The organism is Calothrix sp. UHCC 0171, assembly GCF_034931845.1.
Classification (GTDB): domain Bacteria; phylum Cyanobacteriota; class Cyanobacteriia; order Cyanobacteriales; family Nostocaceae; genus Brunnivagina.
The window spans coordinates 476,063-491,320 of the sequence record NZ_JAYGHN010000001.1; the positions used below are offsets into that span (position 1 = coordinate 476,063).

At 38.1% G+C, this 15,258-nt stretch carries 15 protein-coding genes and 1 other RNA gene; 10 read left to right on the plus strand and 6 right to left on the minus strand.

Going from position 1 to position 15,258, the window contains the following annotated elements:
- Positions 1–229 precede the first annotated feature (229 nt).
- The 5 genes from VB733_RS01950 to VB733_RS01970 all read left to right on the plus strand — a co-directional run bounded on the left by VB733_RS01950 (position 230) and on the right by VB733_RS01970 (position 6,384).
- Positions 230–1,981 carry a sensor histidine kinase gene (locus tag VB733_RS01950; protein ID WP_323338422.1) on the plus strand — a complete coding sequence of 584 codons (1,752 nt, stop codon included), beginning with the start codon at positions 230–232 and terminating at the stop codon, positions 1,979–1,981.
- A gap of 151 nt (positions 1,982–2,132) precedes the next feature.
- Positions 2,133–3,197 (plus strand): 23S rRNA (adenine(2503)-C(2))-methyltransferase RlmN, encoded by a 1,065-nt coding sequence (gene rlmN / locus VB733_RS01955; RefSeq protein ID WP_416336280.1) that lies wholly within the window; start codon positions 2,133–2,135, stop codon positions 3,195–3,197.
- Between the two features lie 76 nt (positions 3,198–3,273).
- Entirely contained in the window at positions 3,274–3,729 is a 456-nt protein-coding gene (locus VB733_RS01960) for an SRPBCC family protein (RefSeq protein WP_323338423.1), read from the plus strand.
- A gap of 143 nt (positions 3,730–3,872) precedes the next feature.
- On the plus strand, positions 3,873–4,607 hold the full coding sequence (locus VB733_RS01965) for a cytochrome c biogenesis protein CcdA (RefSeq protein ID WP_323338424.1): 735 nt from the start codon (positions 3,873–3,875) through the stop codon (positions 4,605–4,607).
- Positions 4,608–4,968: 361 nt separating this feature from the next.
- The gene (locus VB733_RS01970; RefSeq protein ID WP_323338425.1) at positions 4,969–6,384 is read left to right on the plus strand and encodes a cytochrome c biogenesis protein; all 1,416 of its coding nucleotides are present in this window, start codon (positions 4,969–4,971) and stop codon (positions 6,382–6,384) included.
- A gap of 105 nt (positions 6,385–6,489) precedes the next feature.
- On the opposite strand, the gene queF is transcribed toward VB733_RS01970, so the two are convergent.
- The 5 genes from queF to VB733_RS01995 all read right to left on the minus strand — a co-directional run bounded on the left by queF (position 6,490) and on the right by VB733_RS01995 (position 8,546).
- Complete coding sequence (gene queF, locus VB733_RS01975) at positions 6,490–6,915, minus strand: preQ(1) synthase (protein WP_323338426.1); 426 nt, start codon at positions 6,913–6,915, stop codon at positions 6,490–6,492.
- 96 nt (positions 6,916–7,011) lie between these two features.
- Complete coding sequence (locus VB733_RS01980) at positions 7,012–7,416, minus strand: hypothetical protein (RefSeq protein ID WP_323338427.1); 405 nt, start codon at positions 7,414–7,416, stop codon at positions 7,012–7,014.
- A 292-nt stretch (positions 7,417–7,708) separates the two neighbouring features.
- Positions 7,709–8,098 carry a hypothetical protein gene (locus VB733_RS01985; protein WP_323338428.1) on the minus strand — a complete coding sequence of 130 codons (390 nt, stop codon included), beginning with the start codon at positions 8,096–8,098 and terminating at the stop codon, positions 7,709–7,711.
- Positions 8,099–8,142: 44 nt separating this feature from the next.
- An RNA gene (gene ffs, locus VB733_RS01990) (signal recognition particle sRNA small type) lies at positions 8,143–8,239 on the minus strand.
- 40 nt (positions 8,240–8,279) lie between these two features.
- Complete coding sequence (locus VB733_RS01995; protein WP_323338429.1) at positions 8,280–8,546, minus strand: YciI family protein; 267 nt, start codon at positions 8,544–8,546, stop codon at positions 8,280–8,282.
- 157 nt (positions 8,547–8,703) lie between these two features.
- Between VB733_RS01995 and VB733_RS02000 the strand changes: the two genes are divergently transcribed.
- From VB733_RS02000 to VB733_RS02010, 3 genes are all read left to right on the plus strand, one after another.
- Positions 8,704–9,252, plus strand: a complete 549-nt coding sequence (locus tag VB733_RS02000; protein ID WP_323338430.1) for a 2'-5' RNA ligase family protein — start codon at positions 8,704–8,706, stop codon at positions 9,250–9,252.
- Between the two features lie 198 nt (positions 9,253–9,450).
- Positions 9,451–9,996 (plus strand): peptidoglycan-binding protein, encoded by a 546-nt coding sequence (locus VB733_RS02005; protein ID WP_323338431.1) that lies wholly within the window; start codon positions 9,451–9,453, stop codon positions 9,994–9,996.
- A gap of 217 nt (positions 9,997–10,213) precedes the next feature.
- Positions 10,214–10,480: a hypothetical protein gene (locus VB733_RS02010; RefSeq protein ID WP_323338432.1), complete on the plus strand. Its 267-nt coding sequence runs from the start codon at positions 10,214–10,216 to the stop codon at positions 10,478–10,480.
- Positions 10,481–10,687: 207 nt separating this feature from the next.
- On the opposite strand, the gene VB733_RS02015 is transcribed toward VB733_RS02010, so the two are convergent.
- On the minus strand, positions 10,688–11,971 hold the full coding sequence (locus tag VB733_RS02015; RefSeq protein ID WP_323338433.1) for a ribulose bisphosphate carboxylase small subunit: 1,284 nt from the start codon (positions 11,969–11,971) through the stop codon (positions 10,688–10,690).
- Between the two features lie 408 nt (positions 11,972–12,379).
- On the opposite strand from VB733_RS02015, the gene VB733_RS02020 reads away from it, so the two are divergent.
- Both VB733_RS02020 and VB733_RS02025 read left to right on the plus strand, forming a co-directional pair.
- On the plus strand, positions 12,380–12,844 hold the full coding sequence (locus VB733_RS02020; protein ID WP_323338434.1) for a DUF2141 domain-containing protein: 465 nt from the start codon (positions 12,380–12,382) through the stop codon (positions 12,842–12,844).
- A gap of 474 nt (positions 12,845–13,318) precedes the next feature.
- Complete coding sequence (locus VB733_RS02025) at positions 13,319–15,091, plus strand: WD40 repeat domain-containing protein (RefSeq protein ID WP_323338435.1); 1,773 nt, start codon at positions 13,319–13,321, stop codon at positions 15,089–15,091.
- Positions 15,092–15,258: the final 167 nt, after the last annotated feature.

Consider the following 15,258-nt stretch of genomic DNA (forward strand, 5'->3'; position numbering starts at 1 on the left):
TATTAAAAGCTTACTTCTGACTCTTAACTGCTATTGTTAATCACCTGTAAAATAATTATTTTTACCATAAAATATTTGCTTTTTACGTATTATTGCTTAGAGAGTATGATTATTTTCTTGATTTCCAGGTATTTTTGCTATTTATGTAACATTTATCTACAAGTTATATAATATACTTAGTATGCAAATTGAATATACAATCGAGATTTAAAAAATAGGCAATTGGCAGATGTATGACATTCAAAAGATGACTTTAAGAGATATGTCAGAGTGTGGATTAGCGCTGCGCCGCTTGGGTGATGATGCTCTGACTATGGAAGAAGTCAGTAATAATATTATTCATTATCTTAATCAAAATTTTGTTGATAGCTCATCTCATGAAAAAGCTTGTGTATTAATTCGTTTTTTTAAAACCCATTCTTATCGAGAACTAACACCAGATTTACAAGAATATGCAAGTCAAATATTAAGAGATCGGATTGTATCTGATCATCTTAAATGTTTAACACTACTAGCAACTGCGGGAGAATTACCCGAATGGAACTCACGATATCAATCTGTTGGACATCAAGCAATTCCTCTAGTAGATGAAGATGCGATCGCACGTATTCCAATGATTTCTCAACTTATCCAGCAATTAGGTATAGATACAGGTACAGTGGTACAACCAGACCCTAATTTTTTGGCTGATTTGGAACAGAAAATGTATAATGTTTTTTACGTTCCTAATGCATTGGATAGTCCTTATATTCCTGCACAAGCTGCTTTTGTAGCTCCATTTAATGTCAAATCAGTCTTAGGATTTGGGGGATTATTACCTTCAGGAAACATGTTTACCATCCTCATGTTTTTAAAAGTTTTCATTCCTCCAATGGTACTTGATTTATTCCGTCCTTTGGCATTAAGCATCAAAATGGCAATTCTCCCCTTTGATGATGGATATATTTTTAAAGAAGATATTCACTCCAAAATAAATGCCGAAATAGCTGAGAAAACTCACAAGCAATCTAGGCAATATTTAAATTCTCAAATTGCCACCTTAAATCAGTTATTGGATGTTTCCGAAAAATCTACGATTATTCAATCAGATAGACTTGAAGATGCGATCGCTAATCTTCATCAAGTCTTAGATAAGTTGCAAAATACTCAAATGCAACTAATTCAAACTGAAAAAATGTCGAGTTTGAGTCAGATGATAGCGGGAATAGCTCATGAAATTAATAATCCAGTGAATTTTATTCAAGCAAATGTTAGTTATACAGAAGAATATACAGAATCATTATTAAGAATAGTCAAATTATATCAACAAAATTATCCAAATCCACCAGCAGAAATTCAACAGATAATCAAGAAAATTGAACTTGATTTCATGACTTCAGATTTAAAGGCAATACTCAAGTCAATGAAATTAGGAACTGAACGAATTAGAAACATAGTTATCTCTTTACGCAACTTCTCACGCTTGGATGAAGCAGAATTTAAAACAGCAGATATTCATTCAGGGATTGATAGTACATTAATGATTCTTCACAATAGATTAAAAGTCAGTAAAAAGAATGATTCAGAAATTCAAGTTGTGAAAAATTATGGCAATTTACCCCTAATAGAATGCTATCCAGGGCAAATGAACCAAGTATTTATGAATATTATCAGCAATGCAATTGATGCTTTAGAATTAGGTGTGGGAGAAGAATTTAAATCGCAAAATCCTCAAATTTCAATTTGTACTCAAGTAATAGACGAACAATGGATTGCGATCACAATTGCTGATAATGGAGTCGGGATGACAGAAGCAGTCATGTCTAAATTATTTGACCCATTTTTTACCACAAAACCTGTCGGCAAAGGTACAGGTTTAGGTTTATCTATTAGCTATCAAATTGTGGTGGAGAAACATTGTGGAGACATTATTTGTCATTCTCAGCCGGGACAAGGTACAAAATTTACGATTAAAATTCCTACTCGTAATTTGCATGGGTGAAAATACAAATTTTCGATTTGAACGCAAAACTAGGTCTTCGTATTAATTTTTTCAATTAATAAATCACATTCCCGTCTGGATCAAAAGTTTTAGGATAGTATAATTCCTGTACTTTCAACTCCTCACTCCTCACTCGTTACTAAAAATTACCATGACTTCTGTATTGTCTCAGTTTGATATTTCCGCCAAGCCACAATCCATTCCACCATTATTAGGCGCATCTCTCGATGAATTAACAACTTGGGTGCAACAGCAAGGACAACCTGGTTATCGAGGTAAACAATTACATGATTGGATTTATCACAAAGGTGTTCGTTCCCTGGCAGATATTTCGGTTTTCTCGAAACAGTGGAGGAGCGAACTTGCGGAAATTGCGATTGGACGTTCCACAGAACATTATCGTTCAGTAGCTTCAGACGGCACAATCAAATACTTATTGCAACTGGATGACGGGCAAATTGTGGAAGCCGTTGGTATTCCCAGCGATAATCGCTTGACGGTGTGCGTCTCAACTCAAGTTGGTTGTCCAATGGCTTGCGATTTTTGTGCAACGGGTAAGGGCGGCTTTCAACGAAACCTAGGGCGACACGAAATAGTCGATCAAGTTTTGACTGTTCAAGAAGACTTCCAGCGTCGGGTAAGCAATATTGTATTTATGGGTATGGGAGAACCACTGCTCAACACCCAGAGTGTACTTGACGCAATTCGTTGTCTCAATCAAGATGTCGGTATTGGACAGCGTAATATTACTGTATCAACGGTTGGCATTCGCGATCGCATTCGGCTATTTGCGCGGGAAAATCTTCAAGTCACCCTGGCTGTGAGTCTCCATGCACCAAATCAAGGACTTCGCGAACAGTTAATTCCCAGCGCTCGTGCTTATCCCCTCCGAGATTTATTTACGGAATGTCGCGAGTATGTGGAAATTACAGGGAGACGTGTCACATTTGAATATGTTTTGCTGGCAGGTGTGAATGACTTACCAGAACATGCAATGCAGCTAGCCAAGCATTTACGGGGATTCCAGAGCCATGTAAATTTAATTCCCTATAACCCCATCAGTGAAGTTGATTATCAACGCCCCAGTAGCGATCGCATTAACGGTTTTTTGGCAATTCTGAAGCAGCAAAATATAGCCGTTAGTGTTCGTTATTCACGTGGTTTGGATGCTGACGCAGCTTGTGGACAACTTCGCAGCCAAAAAGCCAATGTCTAGGAATTCGCACTTAAACTCCCCGGAATCGCAGCTTTACCAGTACACTAAATCTAGGTAAGCTCAAACTGAAATTGCAATGGCTACCACACAAGTTTTCGAGCAATCAGTTCAAATCAATGCCTCTGCTAGCACAGTCGAACGCTGTATTACCGATCTATCATTGATGCATCGTTGGCTCAATCCAGCCTTACATTGTTATCCTGTCGGTGATTGGAACACCAATATCGGTGGAAAAAGTCGATTTGTAATTGCAATACCTTTAGTCAAACCGACATTAAATAGTACCGTTGTTGAACGAGAACCGGGCTTGGTAGTATGGGAATTTGAGGGATTTTTTCAAGGACGCGATCGTTGGGAATGTCAACCTCAACAACAAGGCACTTGCTTAATCAATCGTTTTGAGTTTGCAGTCTCTAATCCCTTAGTTAGCTGGGGTTTCAAGACATTCGCAGAAAAATGGACAAAACAAGATATGCAAGCCCAACTCCAACGACTGAAACGGGTAGCAGAGGAAATACAGACTTTGGGTTAGGGAATTGGGAATTACTGACTAATGTATCCCCAGACGACTGCTGTTTGCAGATATTGATTCTTTTTGTCTCCCAATCATCAGCGAAGGTAAAGTAATTACGCTAGAATTCATGCAGGGCAAGCATTTTTATCCCTGAAAACAACATGCTGGAAACTCTGCAAACTCAAATTTATCAACTTGAACATTTCGCCGATAAAATTGTCGCCAGCCAACTTACACATCTGAGTTTAATCAGTGTTGGTGTGATATTTTTAGCTGGTTTATTTACCAGTCTGACACCCTGTATGTTATCTATGTTGCCAATCACCATCGGCTACATTGGTGGATACGAAGCCAAAAGCCGACTCCAAGCCGCAGCACAATCCACTTGGTTCTCCCTGGGTTTGGCAAGTACAATGGCAATTCTGGGTATAATTGCTGCCGCTTTTGGTAAAGTTTACGGTCAAGTAGGAATCGGTTTACCGATTATCGTTAGTATTCTGGCAATTATCATGGGATTAAATTTGCTTGAAGCTTTACCAATACAATTCCCATCGTTTGGTAGTACAGATTGGATTTCTCAAGAACTGCCTCAAGGTGTACGTGCCTATTGTATTGGTTTGAGTTTCGGATTAGTTGCTTCACCTTGTAGTACGCCTGTTTTAGCTAGTATTTTGGGATGGGTTGCCAAGCAACAAAATTTATTTATGGGTGGGGTGCTGTTGTTGGCTTACACTTTAGGCTATGTCGTGCCATTAATTTTGGCAGGTACTTTTACAGCCTCAATTAAAAAGATACTAGAATTACGTCGTTGGTCGGGATGGATTAATTCTGTCAGTGGGGTTTTGCTAATAGGATTCGGTGTGTTTTCTTTGCTCTCGCGAATTCCCACCAATTGAAGCATGTAGTGTCCAAAGAATTAAGCTAGTACGTGAAGGGAGAAGTAAAAAGCAAAAGGCAAAAGGCAAAAGGCAAAAGGCAAAAGAAAGAAAAAAAGAGTATTTTCTAAGCCTTTCAAGCATTTTAGATCGTAGTTTTATTTCCGCCGTTGTTTACTAGATAAACAGGGTTTGTTTTCATTAAATCAATGCCCAATACCATATATAGTTGCTAACCCAATCATCACAGATATCAAAGATATTTAGGGGGAGGATTATCGCGAAAAATCTATAAAGAAATATGTCAAAATATGTAAAATAAATTCTTGGATTAACTCCAAAATTTAAAATCAAAAATTTAAAATCAAAAAACTGTAATCAAATGACTGCTGATAACACACCGGAAAAAAAATCAAACTGGCTATCTATTTTAAATAGTTCTCTACGTCAAGATTTATTACCTATATTGACTGACTTGAGACTAGCAATTGTCATGTTATTAGCGATCGCAGTCTTTAGTATTACTGGTACTGTTATCGAGCAAGGGCAATCAGCAGCTTTTTACCAAAGCAATTATCCCGAACATCCAGCTTTATTTGGTTTTCTGACTTGGAAGTTTATTCTCTTTACTGGCTTAGATCACGTTTACCGAACTTGGTGGTTTTTAGCATTATTAGTATTATTTGGCACTAGCTTAACAGCATGTACTTTTACCCGCCAATTGCCTGCCCTAAAAGCTGCCCGTCGCTGGAAATTTTATGAGCAACCTCGACAATTTCAAAAGCTGGCATTGAGTGCAGAATTTGATAATGAATTGCTGTTAAATAATTTACCAGAAATTTTAAAAAAGCGGAAATACCAGGTTTTTCAAGAAGACGATAAAACTAATATCCTTTATGCTCGCAAGGGAATAGTTGGCAGGATTGGACCAATTATTGTTCACATTGGGATTGTTGTCACTTTGTTGGGGTCTATTTTCGGCGCAATGACTGGCTTTATTGCCCAAGAAATGGTTCCTAGTGGTGAAACTTTTCAGGTCAAAAATATTATTGATGCAGGACCTTTTGCTAATGCCCAAATTCCCAAAGATTGGTCTGTGCATGTCAATCGTTTTTGGATTGATTATACAGCTTCTGGTGGGATTGACCAATTTTATTCGGCAATGTCAGTTTTAGATGCTCAGGGTAAAGAAGTAAAACAAAAAACCATTTTCGTCAATCAACCTTTGCGTTATCAAGGAGTGACATTTTATCAAACCGACTGGGGTATTTCTGGTGTTAAAGTTCAGATTAATAATAGCCCAGTTTTCCAATTACCAATGGCACCTCTGGAAACTAATGGGAAAGGTAGAATTTGGGGAGCTTGGATTCCCACAAAAACCGATTTAAGTGAGGGTGCTGCATTATTGGCAAAGGATTTACAAGGGATGGCATTGATTTACGATGCTAAAGGAAAACTTGCCGATACGGTACGCACAGGTATGTCTACTCAAGTCAATGGTGTGACATTAAAGTTAATAGATATTATTGGTAGTACCGGGTTGCAAATTAAAGCTGATCCAGGTATCCCTATTGTTTATAGTGGTTTTGCGATTTTGATGGCAGGCGTAGCGATGAGTTATTTTTCGCATTCGCAGATTTGGGCGTTACAGAAAGAAGGTCGTTTGTACGTTGGCGGTAAAACTAATCGTGCCCAAGTTGCTTTTGAAAAAGAGGTTTTGGAGGTTTTAAATTTGTTGGATGTATCTTCCACAAGCAGCAGTGCCAGTAATGATAAATCGCTGTCAGGTAATATTTGATTTTTATCTGGTTAAAAACAGACTTTTAAAAATGGCACAATTACTATTAGCCACTAGTGAGCAACTCTTGGCTAATAGCTCACCGCCCATATCATGAATGACTAATTACTTGATATGTTTGACTTCCACAACTGTATGTACATTACCTCGTGGCGTAAAGTCAGTTTTTACTGTCACTTCTAACGGATCACAAGCTGCAACAAAATCATCGAGAATTTGATTTGCTGATTCTTCATGGGAAATGTAGCGATCGCGATAACTATTAATATATAGTTTCAAGGCTTTTAACTCGACAACTTTTTCATTGGGAATGTAGCTAATATAAATTGTCGCGAAGTCAGGATAGCCAGAGAATGGGCATTTACACGTAAATTCAGGTAAGACAATATCTATATTATACCTTCTGCCAATACGCGGATTCGGAAATGTTATTAGTTTTCCTTCTTGGATTTCCCGTTCCCCATACTTCATTTCTGGAACAGGTATTTCTTGGATGGCTGGTGTTGTAATTTCAGATGAAGAACTACTCATAAGTGGGAATATATACTGTAACTATTTCATCAAAACTTCTTCCTATATATCCTAAACTAATTGGAACAATGAAAGGCGAAATCATGCATTGAAAATCTAACTTTCTTCGGCTTCCCAATCGGGACAAGTGATGTCTTCGTAACCACTAGGATGCATACCACAAACTAACAAATTCCCACCATATGCATTGCCGTGGTAATGCTTACAGCCAATACAAGCAGGATTCTTTTCACTCGTTGCTTCTACTGAATAGGGGAAAGCCGAGTCTAAGCCATCTACAGGAAGATCATCTAATTCCCAATACACTTCATGTAATAATGATTCTGTGTCCTGTAAATACTGGTCAACTTCGACAGAAATTGCATTTTGCACTTGCTCGCCTAAGTCTTCTGTAAAATCAAAAAGTGTGTCTACCATTTCTGTCATTTCTGCAAAGAAACGCTCAGCTTCATCAGCGAATGTTTGCATCATTTCCCAAAAATCCTTTTGCCAATTTTCCATATCTTTCAAATCCTCGCTGGCTATTCGCGGGAAAATAATCACGAGAAACGCTATCTATAATATTCGCAAAAAGGAAATAACCTATTGGGAACACTGCTAACGTTTAAGAAGATCGGTTTTCTACAATAATGATTAAACCAAATTTAGTAGGAAGCGATGTGCCGGATTGGCATACACTCTAATTTACCTGATTTAACTATACTATCCCCACGATAGCCTAAAGTTTATCCCTAAAGTTCATCAATATATATAAATTTTTAGTTAATACAAGCAAGAATAGATCAACAAATAGTTAATCATGCTGCAAGCGGCGTAATTCTTCCTGCATTTGTTTCACTTTATCGCGCAACTTATCTACTTCGTCATTAGGAACTTCTGGTGAGGGTGATTGCTCATCATCTAGAATTTCAATACGACGAGGTTCAGAAGATGCTGAGGTTTTATTCTCACTATTGCTTTCAGCTTCGGAAACCTGTTGCTGCTGTGCCTGTTTCATCATTTCTTCAACGAGGCGGCGAGCTTCTTCGGTACTCATTTCGCCACGTGCAACCATCTCATCTGCAAGTTTTTGGACTTGCGATCGCATTTCTGATAGTTTGCTGCCTGCCTTTTCTCCGGCGTAGGATGCTAAACCAACACCAAGGTAAAACGCTTTTTGTACTAAATCTCCAAAACCAGGCATTACTTACCTGCTCGCTTACGTCTATAAATGTAGGGAAATTCTTGGGGTGACCGGAGACTAAGCCTACTACAAGCATCCTGTATTGCTGCTACCTTCCGGTCCTGACAAAGTTTAGGCGTTGCAGCCGCATAGTTCCAGCCACTTATCATCCATCATAGCATGAAAATTGAGGTTTTGGAGGTTACTCCATGACAATTCGCCACTCATGCAGTTGATAATTCACACAACCGTTTTTAATTAAGGGGTCTTCGGCAATTATTGCCTGGGCTTCAGCCATTGAAGCAGCCTCAAAAATCATCATTCCTCCTCCCTGAGCAGCCCAGTAGCCGGTTCGGGCTTTGTGTCCGCGTGCTATTAATTCTTGTACGTAGGCTTTATGGGCAGGTACGTACTGATCAAATGTGGGTTTATCGACAGTACCCTCTTCAATTTTGACGAAAATTGGCATTTTATTGTCGTGTTATGACGATTTGGGGATGTTTTGAGTTTAGCTCTTCGATCGCATTATCCTGTGAAGTCATGAAATAGGATAAAAACATTATTATCATCTAGTCAACTAGTGAACTAATTCAGAGGAATCTAGGAATATAAATCGCTCAATAAAAATGGAACTAAAACGCTTTTTCATTGCCATCATACCACCGCAGCATATTCAAGATGGTGCCAATCAAATTAAACAGGATTTTGCCGACAATTATGCTAGTTGTGCGGCACAGAAATCACCTCCACATATTACATTACAGCCTCCATTTGCATGGGATTGGCATGATATTTCCGCATTGGAACTCAAACTCCAAGATTTTGCCAATATGCAAAAATGTTTTGCCATCAAGCTCAATAATTTTTCTGTATTTGCACCACATGTAATTTTTATTGATGTCCTCAAAACACCAGAATTAATCCAGTTACAGGCTGATTTAATGAGTTATATGCAGAGAGTTTGCGGCATTCTCGACCCCAAATCTCAAAATAGAGAATTTGCGCCACATCTGACTGTTGCTTTTCGAGATTTAACAAAGCAGAACTTTAAATTAGCTTGGCAAAAATACGAAAATAGAGAATTATATTTTAATTTTACGGTAGAAAATATCGCCTTACTTCTGCATGATGGTAAGCGCTGGAATCTGAAAACAGAATTTAAATTTTCTCGTTAGCGATCGCCTATTTTGAGATTTTTTTAGTACAAATGAACGTAATTCTGAGTCAGAACAGCCTATTCATCAAGGTTTTGATATCTCAAGGCTAAATAAGTTAATTTTGTGAGCGTTTAATTCAGGAATGCAGCTAAATCAAGTTGATTTAATAATTTAGATTTGAGCAAAACAATAGTTTGAATAGAATTAGGAGAAATTATGACTACCACAACTTTTACTCGTCTTCAAGAAGGTTCTACTGGTGCAGCAGTTACTAAGCTTCAGCAACGTTTAAAAAGCCTCAATTTTTATGCAGGTGCAGTCGATGGTAAATTTGGTACAAACACAAAAGCTGCTGTGATCAAGTTTCAACAAAATAATGCTGTAACTGTTGATGGAATTGTTGGATATGTGACTGAATCTGCAATCCAGCGTGCTATCTGGGTATCGCAGCGACAAACCGTAAAGGAAGGTTCTCAAGGCAAAGATGTGGAAAAAGTACAGGAACTTTTAAAACGTGCGGATGCGATTAACTCACATCAAAGAGAAGTATGGAATATACCTGGAGGAGTTTTTGCAGTTGGCAATGTAGATGGTAAATTTGGAGCAACTACAAAAGCTGCCGTAATCAAGTTTCAGCAAGTTGAAAAACTCAAAGCTGATGGAATTGTTGGTCAAGCAACTTGGAAAAGTTTGTCTGGAATTGTTACTTTTGATTTAGAAGCTGAAGTGATAGTGGCTAACAATGTTTTTGGTTTGGCTTAGATAAAGAAAAGTTGCCAAAAACTAATCTGGATGGGTATTTACCCATCCTCATAAATCATTGAAATTACTAGCTGAATCTATATCAAACAATTTTCTGGAATTAATTATAGGTGAATTGATTACTTATAGAAGAAAAGCAAGAGCATCTAATCAATATTTAGAATATTAGGCAATATTCATCATAATCTAAATTCTCTCGATTAAGGAAATTATACTTATGTCAGACTCAACAAAATCTTCTGTAATATCTCACTCTCAAGAAGAATCAACAGTTACATCAAAAGCATTCTTGAAGAACTGGAAAACCACTGCTATTGGTCTTACTCTATCTTTTACTGGTTTCGTTGCATTCTCTCCTAGCACTTTTGGTGGAGAACAAGCACCTATAGTTCAGGTATGTAAATATATTGCTTCTGGTGGGCTTGCGGCTTTAGGTCTTTGCTCTAAAGATTTCAATATTACAGGTGGAAACAGAGAGCAATAGATGAATGTAAACTGTTAATCAGAGGCGGATTTTAGCACTGCTAATACATGAAATGATTGCAAATTTAACAGGGAAAGATAGGGAGATGATTTTAGACAAATTTCCAAATCTTTCCTGCCTATACAAAATAATACAATGTCTGAACAATGTCTGAAATTTTAATTTGGTAGAGACGTTATTTATGACACATCTATTTTGCTTTTTTCGCTAATTATTTGTTTTCCCATTAGGACGTTGAATAATTGTTTCCAGCACCCGTTTTTTGGCTTTTGAGTCAATTCCAACCAAACGCACGTATTCCCCAGAATAATCATTCAAACAAGATTCTAAAGTAGAAATAGCATCAGATTCGCCATTGATTTCTCCAATAGCACAACTTTGCCAAGCACCTGTGCGGAAACGTCTTTCATCAACATGTTCTATGCCAATTTTGTAGCCCTGTGATAGTATTTGCCGGACTTGTTCTTGGGTTTCTAAGTTTAAATGAGAACTGGATGAGTAAGATTTGTAATATGGATTTTTTGAGTCTAGTGTTGGCGAACCATTTTCACTCTGATTGGGATAATTTGTAGTCTCTCTTACTGTGGGCGTAGGCTTTGATTTCCGCACATATAAACTGCGATTATATTCTTCGACTAATTGAGAATTTTGAACTTGCTGCTGTTCTCCCACCATAAAGTTACCCATCTCAATTAAATAAGACAACTTGAATGATGGTTTCTGAAATTGTGGTGGTCCATCTACACTATTAACTACCAATTGGGAAACACGTTCAAAACCGACTTGGTGGATAAAGTGGCGGATTTGCTCATCATAAATACGCGATCGCAATGCACTGTAAAAGTCGATCGACTGATTGGGGAAAGTATCGACAAACTGTTCGATTTCTCGACGCGACAAATTATCTTCAGCAAAAATCCCTTCCACAATCCCAACTTTATCATCGCGATCGGGTTGCCAGTAAAATTTTTCCATCCGTCCGTCACGAATTAATGGTGCGTATAACGTCGAAAAATCATTACCTGTGACAATAATGGGTACGCGATGCAATGGTGTCGAATCATAACTTCCAGGTAACTGCACGTCGGTGGGATTGTCCGCAATATTCATCAATGTCGCATTTACCAACTGGGTATTGACGGTATACTGTGTACCCTCATCAAAGCGTCCCGCACCTGCATCCAAATCATTAATCATTAGCACGCACATTTTCCCGCGCACCTTGATTAATTCCGCAGTTTCCCGATATCGCAAGCGGATTAATCTGGCTGGATCGCCTGCGTCGGGACTCTCCAACTCACCACCGGAAATGAGGGTGACTTCTATCCCCATTCGCTCAAACACTAACTCGCATTGAAATGATTTTCCTTCTCCTTTGCGTCCGTGAATTCCTAAAATGAGGGGAACACGCACGCCGGGTAAATTCAAAAAATTTTTAGTAATGTGGACAGCGAGTTTATCGAGAAAGCTGGGAGCAATGTAGTAAGCCATGAACCTGGGAAAATAGAACGCAGTTATTTAATAAATTAATGTTAAGTGGTTTTGGTGCAGATTTAGCAAAGGAAATCATTTCAGGAGAAAGCCGGGTTCCTTGGAATTGGGGAACTTAGCCAGTCGCTTGCCTGTCCAGTCCACTGTAATAGTTATTTTCCTGACTATCCACTCAATTTTTGCCATTGTCTTTGGTTAACAGGTTTATTCATGCTGATTTTGACAAATTTTATCCATTTTGCTGGTGCGATCGCTAAATTTTTTCTCATTAAGACTAAAAGTTATGGAATGGATGAAATTGCTAATTCCCAAATTTTCGGGAATGTGTGATTTTCTCTGTAAATTTTTACCATCTTTATCATAAAATAACGATTTGTAAAGTTAATTTTAGTAACAGGAGATATCACTGTGAAACGAAGTATACAAGCGATCTATTTACTTAGTAGTATTATTGGAATAATTACTTTTTCACCACAGACACTTGCGAGTTTCCAGGGGAACCTAAATATTGAAGTTGGTGGACTAAAAAATCAAAAAGGACAAGTTTGCTTCAGCCTTTTTGCGAGCAATAAAGGATTTCCTGATAATGGTCAAAGTGCAGTGCAGGCACGATGTGTCAAACTAACAGCAAGACCAGAAAGAATCAGTATTCCCAATCTCAAGGCAGGTAACTATGCCGTTGCTATAATTCACGATATCAATAATGATGGGATTCTCAATAAAAATGTTCTAGGTATTCCTACTGAAGGTTTTGGTTTTTCTAATAACCCACCAATTCGCACTGGTCCACCAAAATTTGGAGATTCGGCTGTCTTGGTAGCTGGTTCTAGTACAAATATTCAAATTCAGTTGCAGTATTTTTTGGGTCGATGAGTGGATTTTTATTATACTAGCCTAGAGTTTTAGAGAGATGTTGAGTGATTTGCAGAGATCGAAATAACTAACGGCGTGGTTCATTATTCTTGACAAGATAATTATTTAGACTCCTGCATCGTGTTGCTGGTTTCGTAAACTACTTCACATCCTCAGCTTTCCAGAAAAGTTGGGGATATGTTTCTGGTATCAGAATCGCACGATTAGAACTACAAAATAATCTCTATAAAACTGATCAGAATGCCTGTCAAAAACATTATTTTCTTGTTTTCTTTCGCTAGAATAAATTTCCTGATGAAATTGCGAATTTTGAAGATGAATAATACTATAACAATTATTTTTATTTTTTTTGTAAGTTATGTTACTAAATAAAATATTCTTACTGAATCATAGATTTACTACAGTTTATAAAATATAAAAGTTGCTTCGTATACTTTAACCTAAGTAGGCAAGAGTGCGCGTGAGAGTAAGCACATGGATTGGATTAAATTACTCAAATCACAACAAAATGATTTTCTCCAACGGGTGAAAAAACCTAAAACTTATGATGTTTCTTTATTGGAAAGCACTGTGAAAGGTTGTCACAGTGAAATAATCACGTTTTGGGGGGATGCGCTTGCCAAATTACTGGAAAATGCTCGCACAAAAGCCGAATTTTTAGCAAAAACACCACCTCCCGCACCCCCAGAATACCCAGAACCTCCTGACTGGACTATACCCTTCCCGATCTATTTTCAACAACAAGCTGAAGATTATCTTGTGCGTGAGCAAATTGTCGAACGAGTCATTCGCGATCGCTTTGGTAGGTTAGTAAGAAAACTGCCACAAGATGTATTGCAAAATATGCTGCTTGATGAGGAGGGTAATTTAGGTAACGAAAGTAAATTTTCTTACTATCTGATAAGTAATCCGCAAGTAAATATTCAAGTGAATGTGTCTGACGGGGAAAGTTTTAATAGTATTAAAAAAGATAAAATTAGCTGGACTGTAACTCAAGATGACCTTGCAAATCATCAAATTATTATTTTTTTATGCTTGTTTTATCCATTTACAGGTAAACGTGGATATGAAAAACAAGTAGTAATTGCAGGTTTTTTACCCACTAACATGACTGAGTTAAGCGAACCCAAGCAATCAGTTATCCCCAGTCAATTACTCTATTCGGGTGGTTTAAATTGGTATTGCGATCGATTTACCCATAAACCCGATGAAGGGACATATGAAGTCATCAAAATTGAAGAAATAATGATGCCAGAGACAATTAAAACTCTCGCACCAGAACATCCACTCAAATCCCTAATTGGTGACTGGGAATGTTGGCAAACTTTACGGGGTCATAGCAGAGGTATAAATTGTCTAGCATTTAGTCCTGCGAATAGCACGATTACAACCTCGCAGATACTTGCCAGCGCCAGCAGAGGCGAAACAAAATTGTGGGATTTAACCAGAGGTCAGTTAGTTAGTACGCTCTCAGAATACCCGTGGAGTAAATCTGGATTGGTGGATGAAGTTAACTCACTAGCATTTACTCCAGATGGTCAAATGATAGTTAGCGGTGGCGCAGATTCTACTATTAAACTTTGGCATGTTGGTGCTAGCGATTTAATCGATATTTTGCACAAACACAATGGGATGGTGCGGTGTGTCGCTGCTACTCCCGATCGCAAAATGATAATTACAGGTGGAGATGATCGCAAAATCCTTTTTTGGGATTTAACTGCTCGCAAAGTTGTCCTCACTCTTTCGCTGGATGATACTGTACCTCACACATTAGAATTAAGCCAAGATGGTCAAGTCCTCGTTGCTGGGAGCTACCGCAAAATCAAAGTTTGGCGAGTTTCCTGCGAAGATGCGACTACGAGGATTAAGACGGAAATACTGTACTCATTTACAGCCCATTCCCATGTTGTGACTTCTCTGCGTTTTAGCCCAGATGGTAAATTTGTCGTTAGCGGTAGCATGGACAAAACGATCAAAATTTGGGATTGGGAAACTGGAACCCTAATTAAGACTCTCAAAGGACATCGTGACGGAGTTTTAGCTGTCAATATTAGTCCCGATGGCAAGATTATTGCTAGTGCTAGTGTGGATAAAACGATTAAACTGTGGGATGTTGATACGGGTGAGTTACTTGCTACCTTTACTGGGCATTCTCGTGCTGTCACCGCAGTTACTTTCACAGTTTCCGGAGAAATGTTGGTAAGTGCCAGTTTAGACAGAACAATCAAAATTTGGCAAAAGAGTTAATCGAGGACAAAAATAATCATTTGCATGAATACATGACTTGAAGTGCAACTGCGATCGCAACAGCAGCTTCTAGGGGAGTGTTGTACTGTTTTGGTTAAGCTAAGGTTATGAGATAATTAATTTTATCTGTATCTAATTATTCCATTGCAAATATTTGGTTGAGGGGG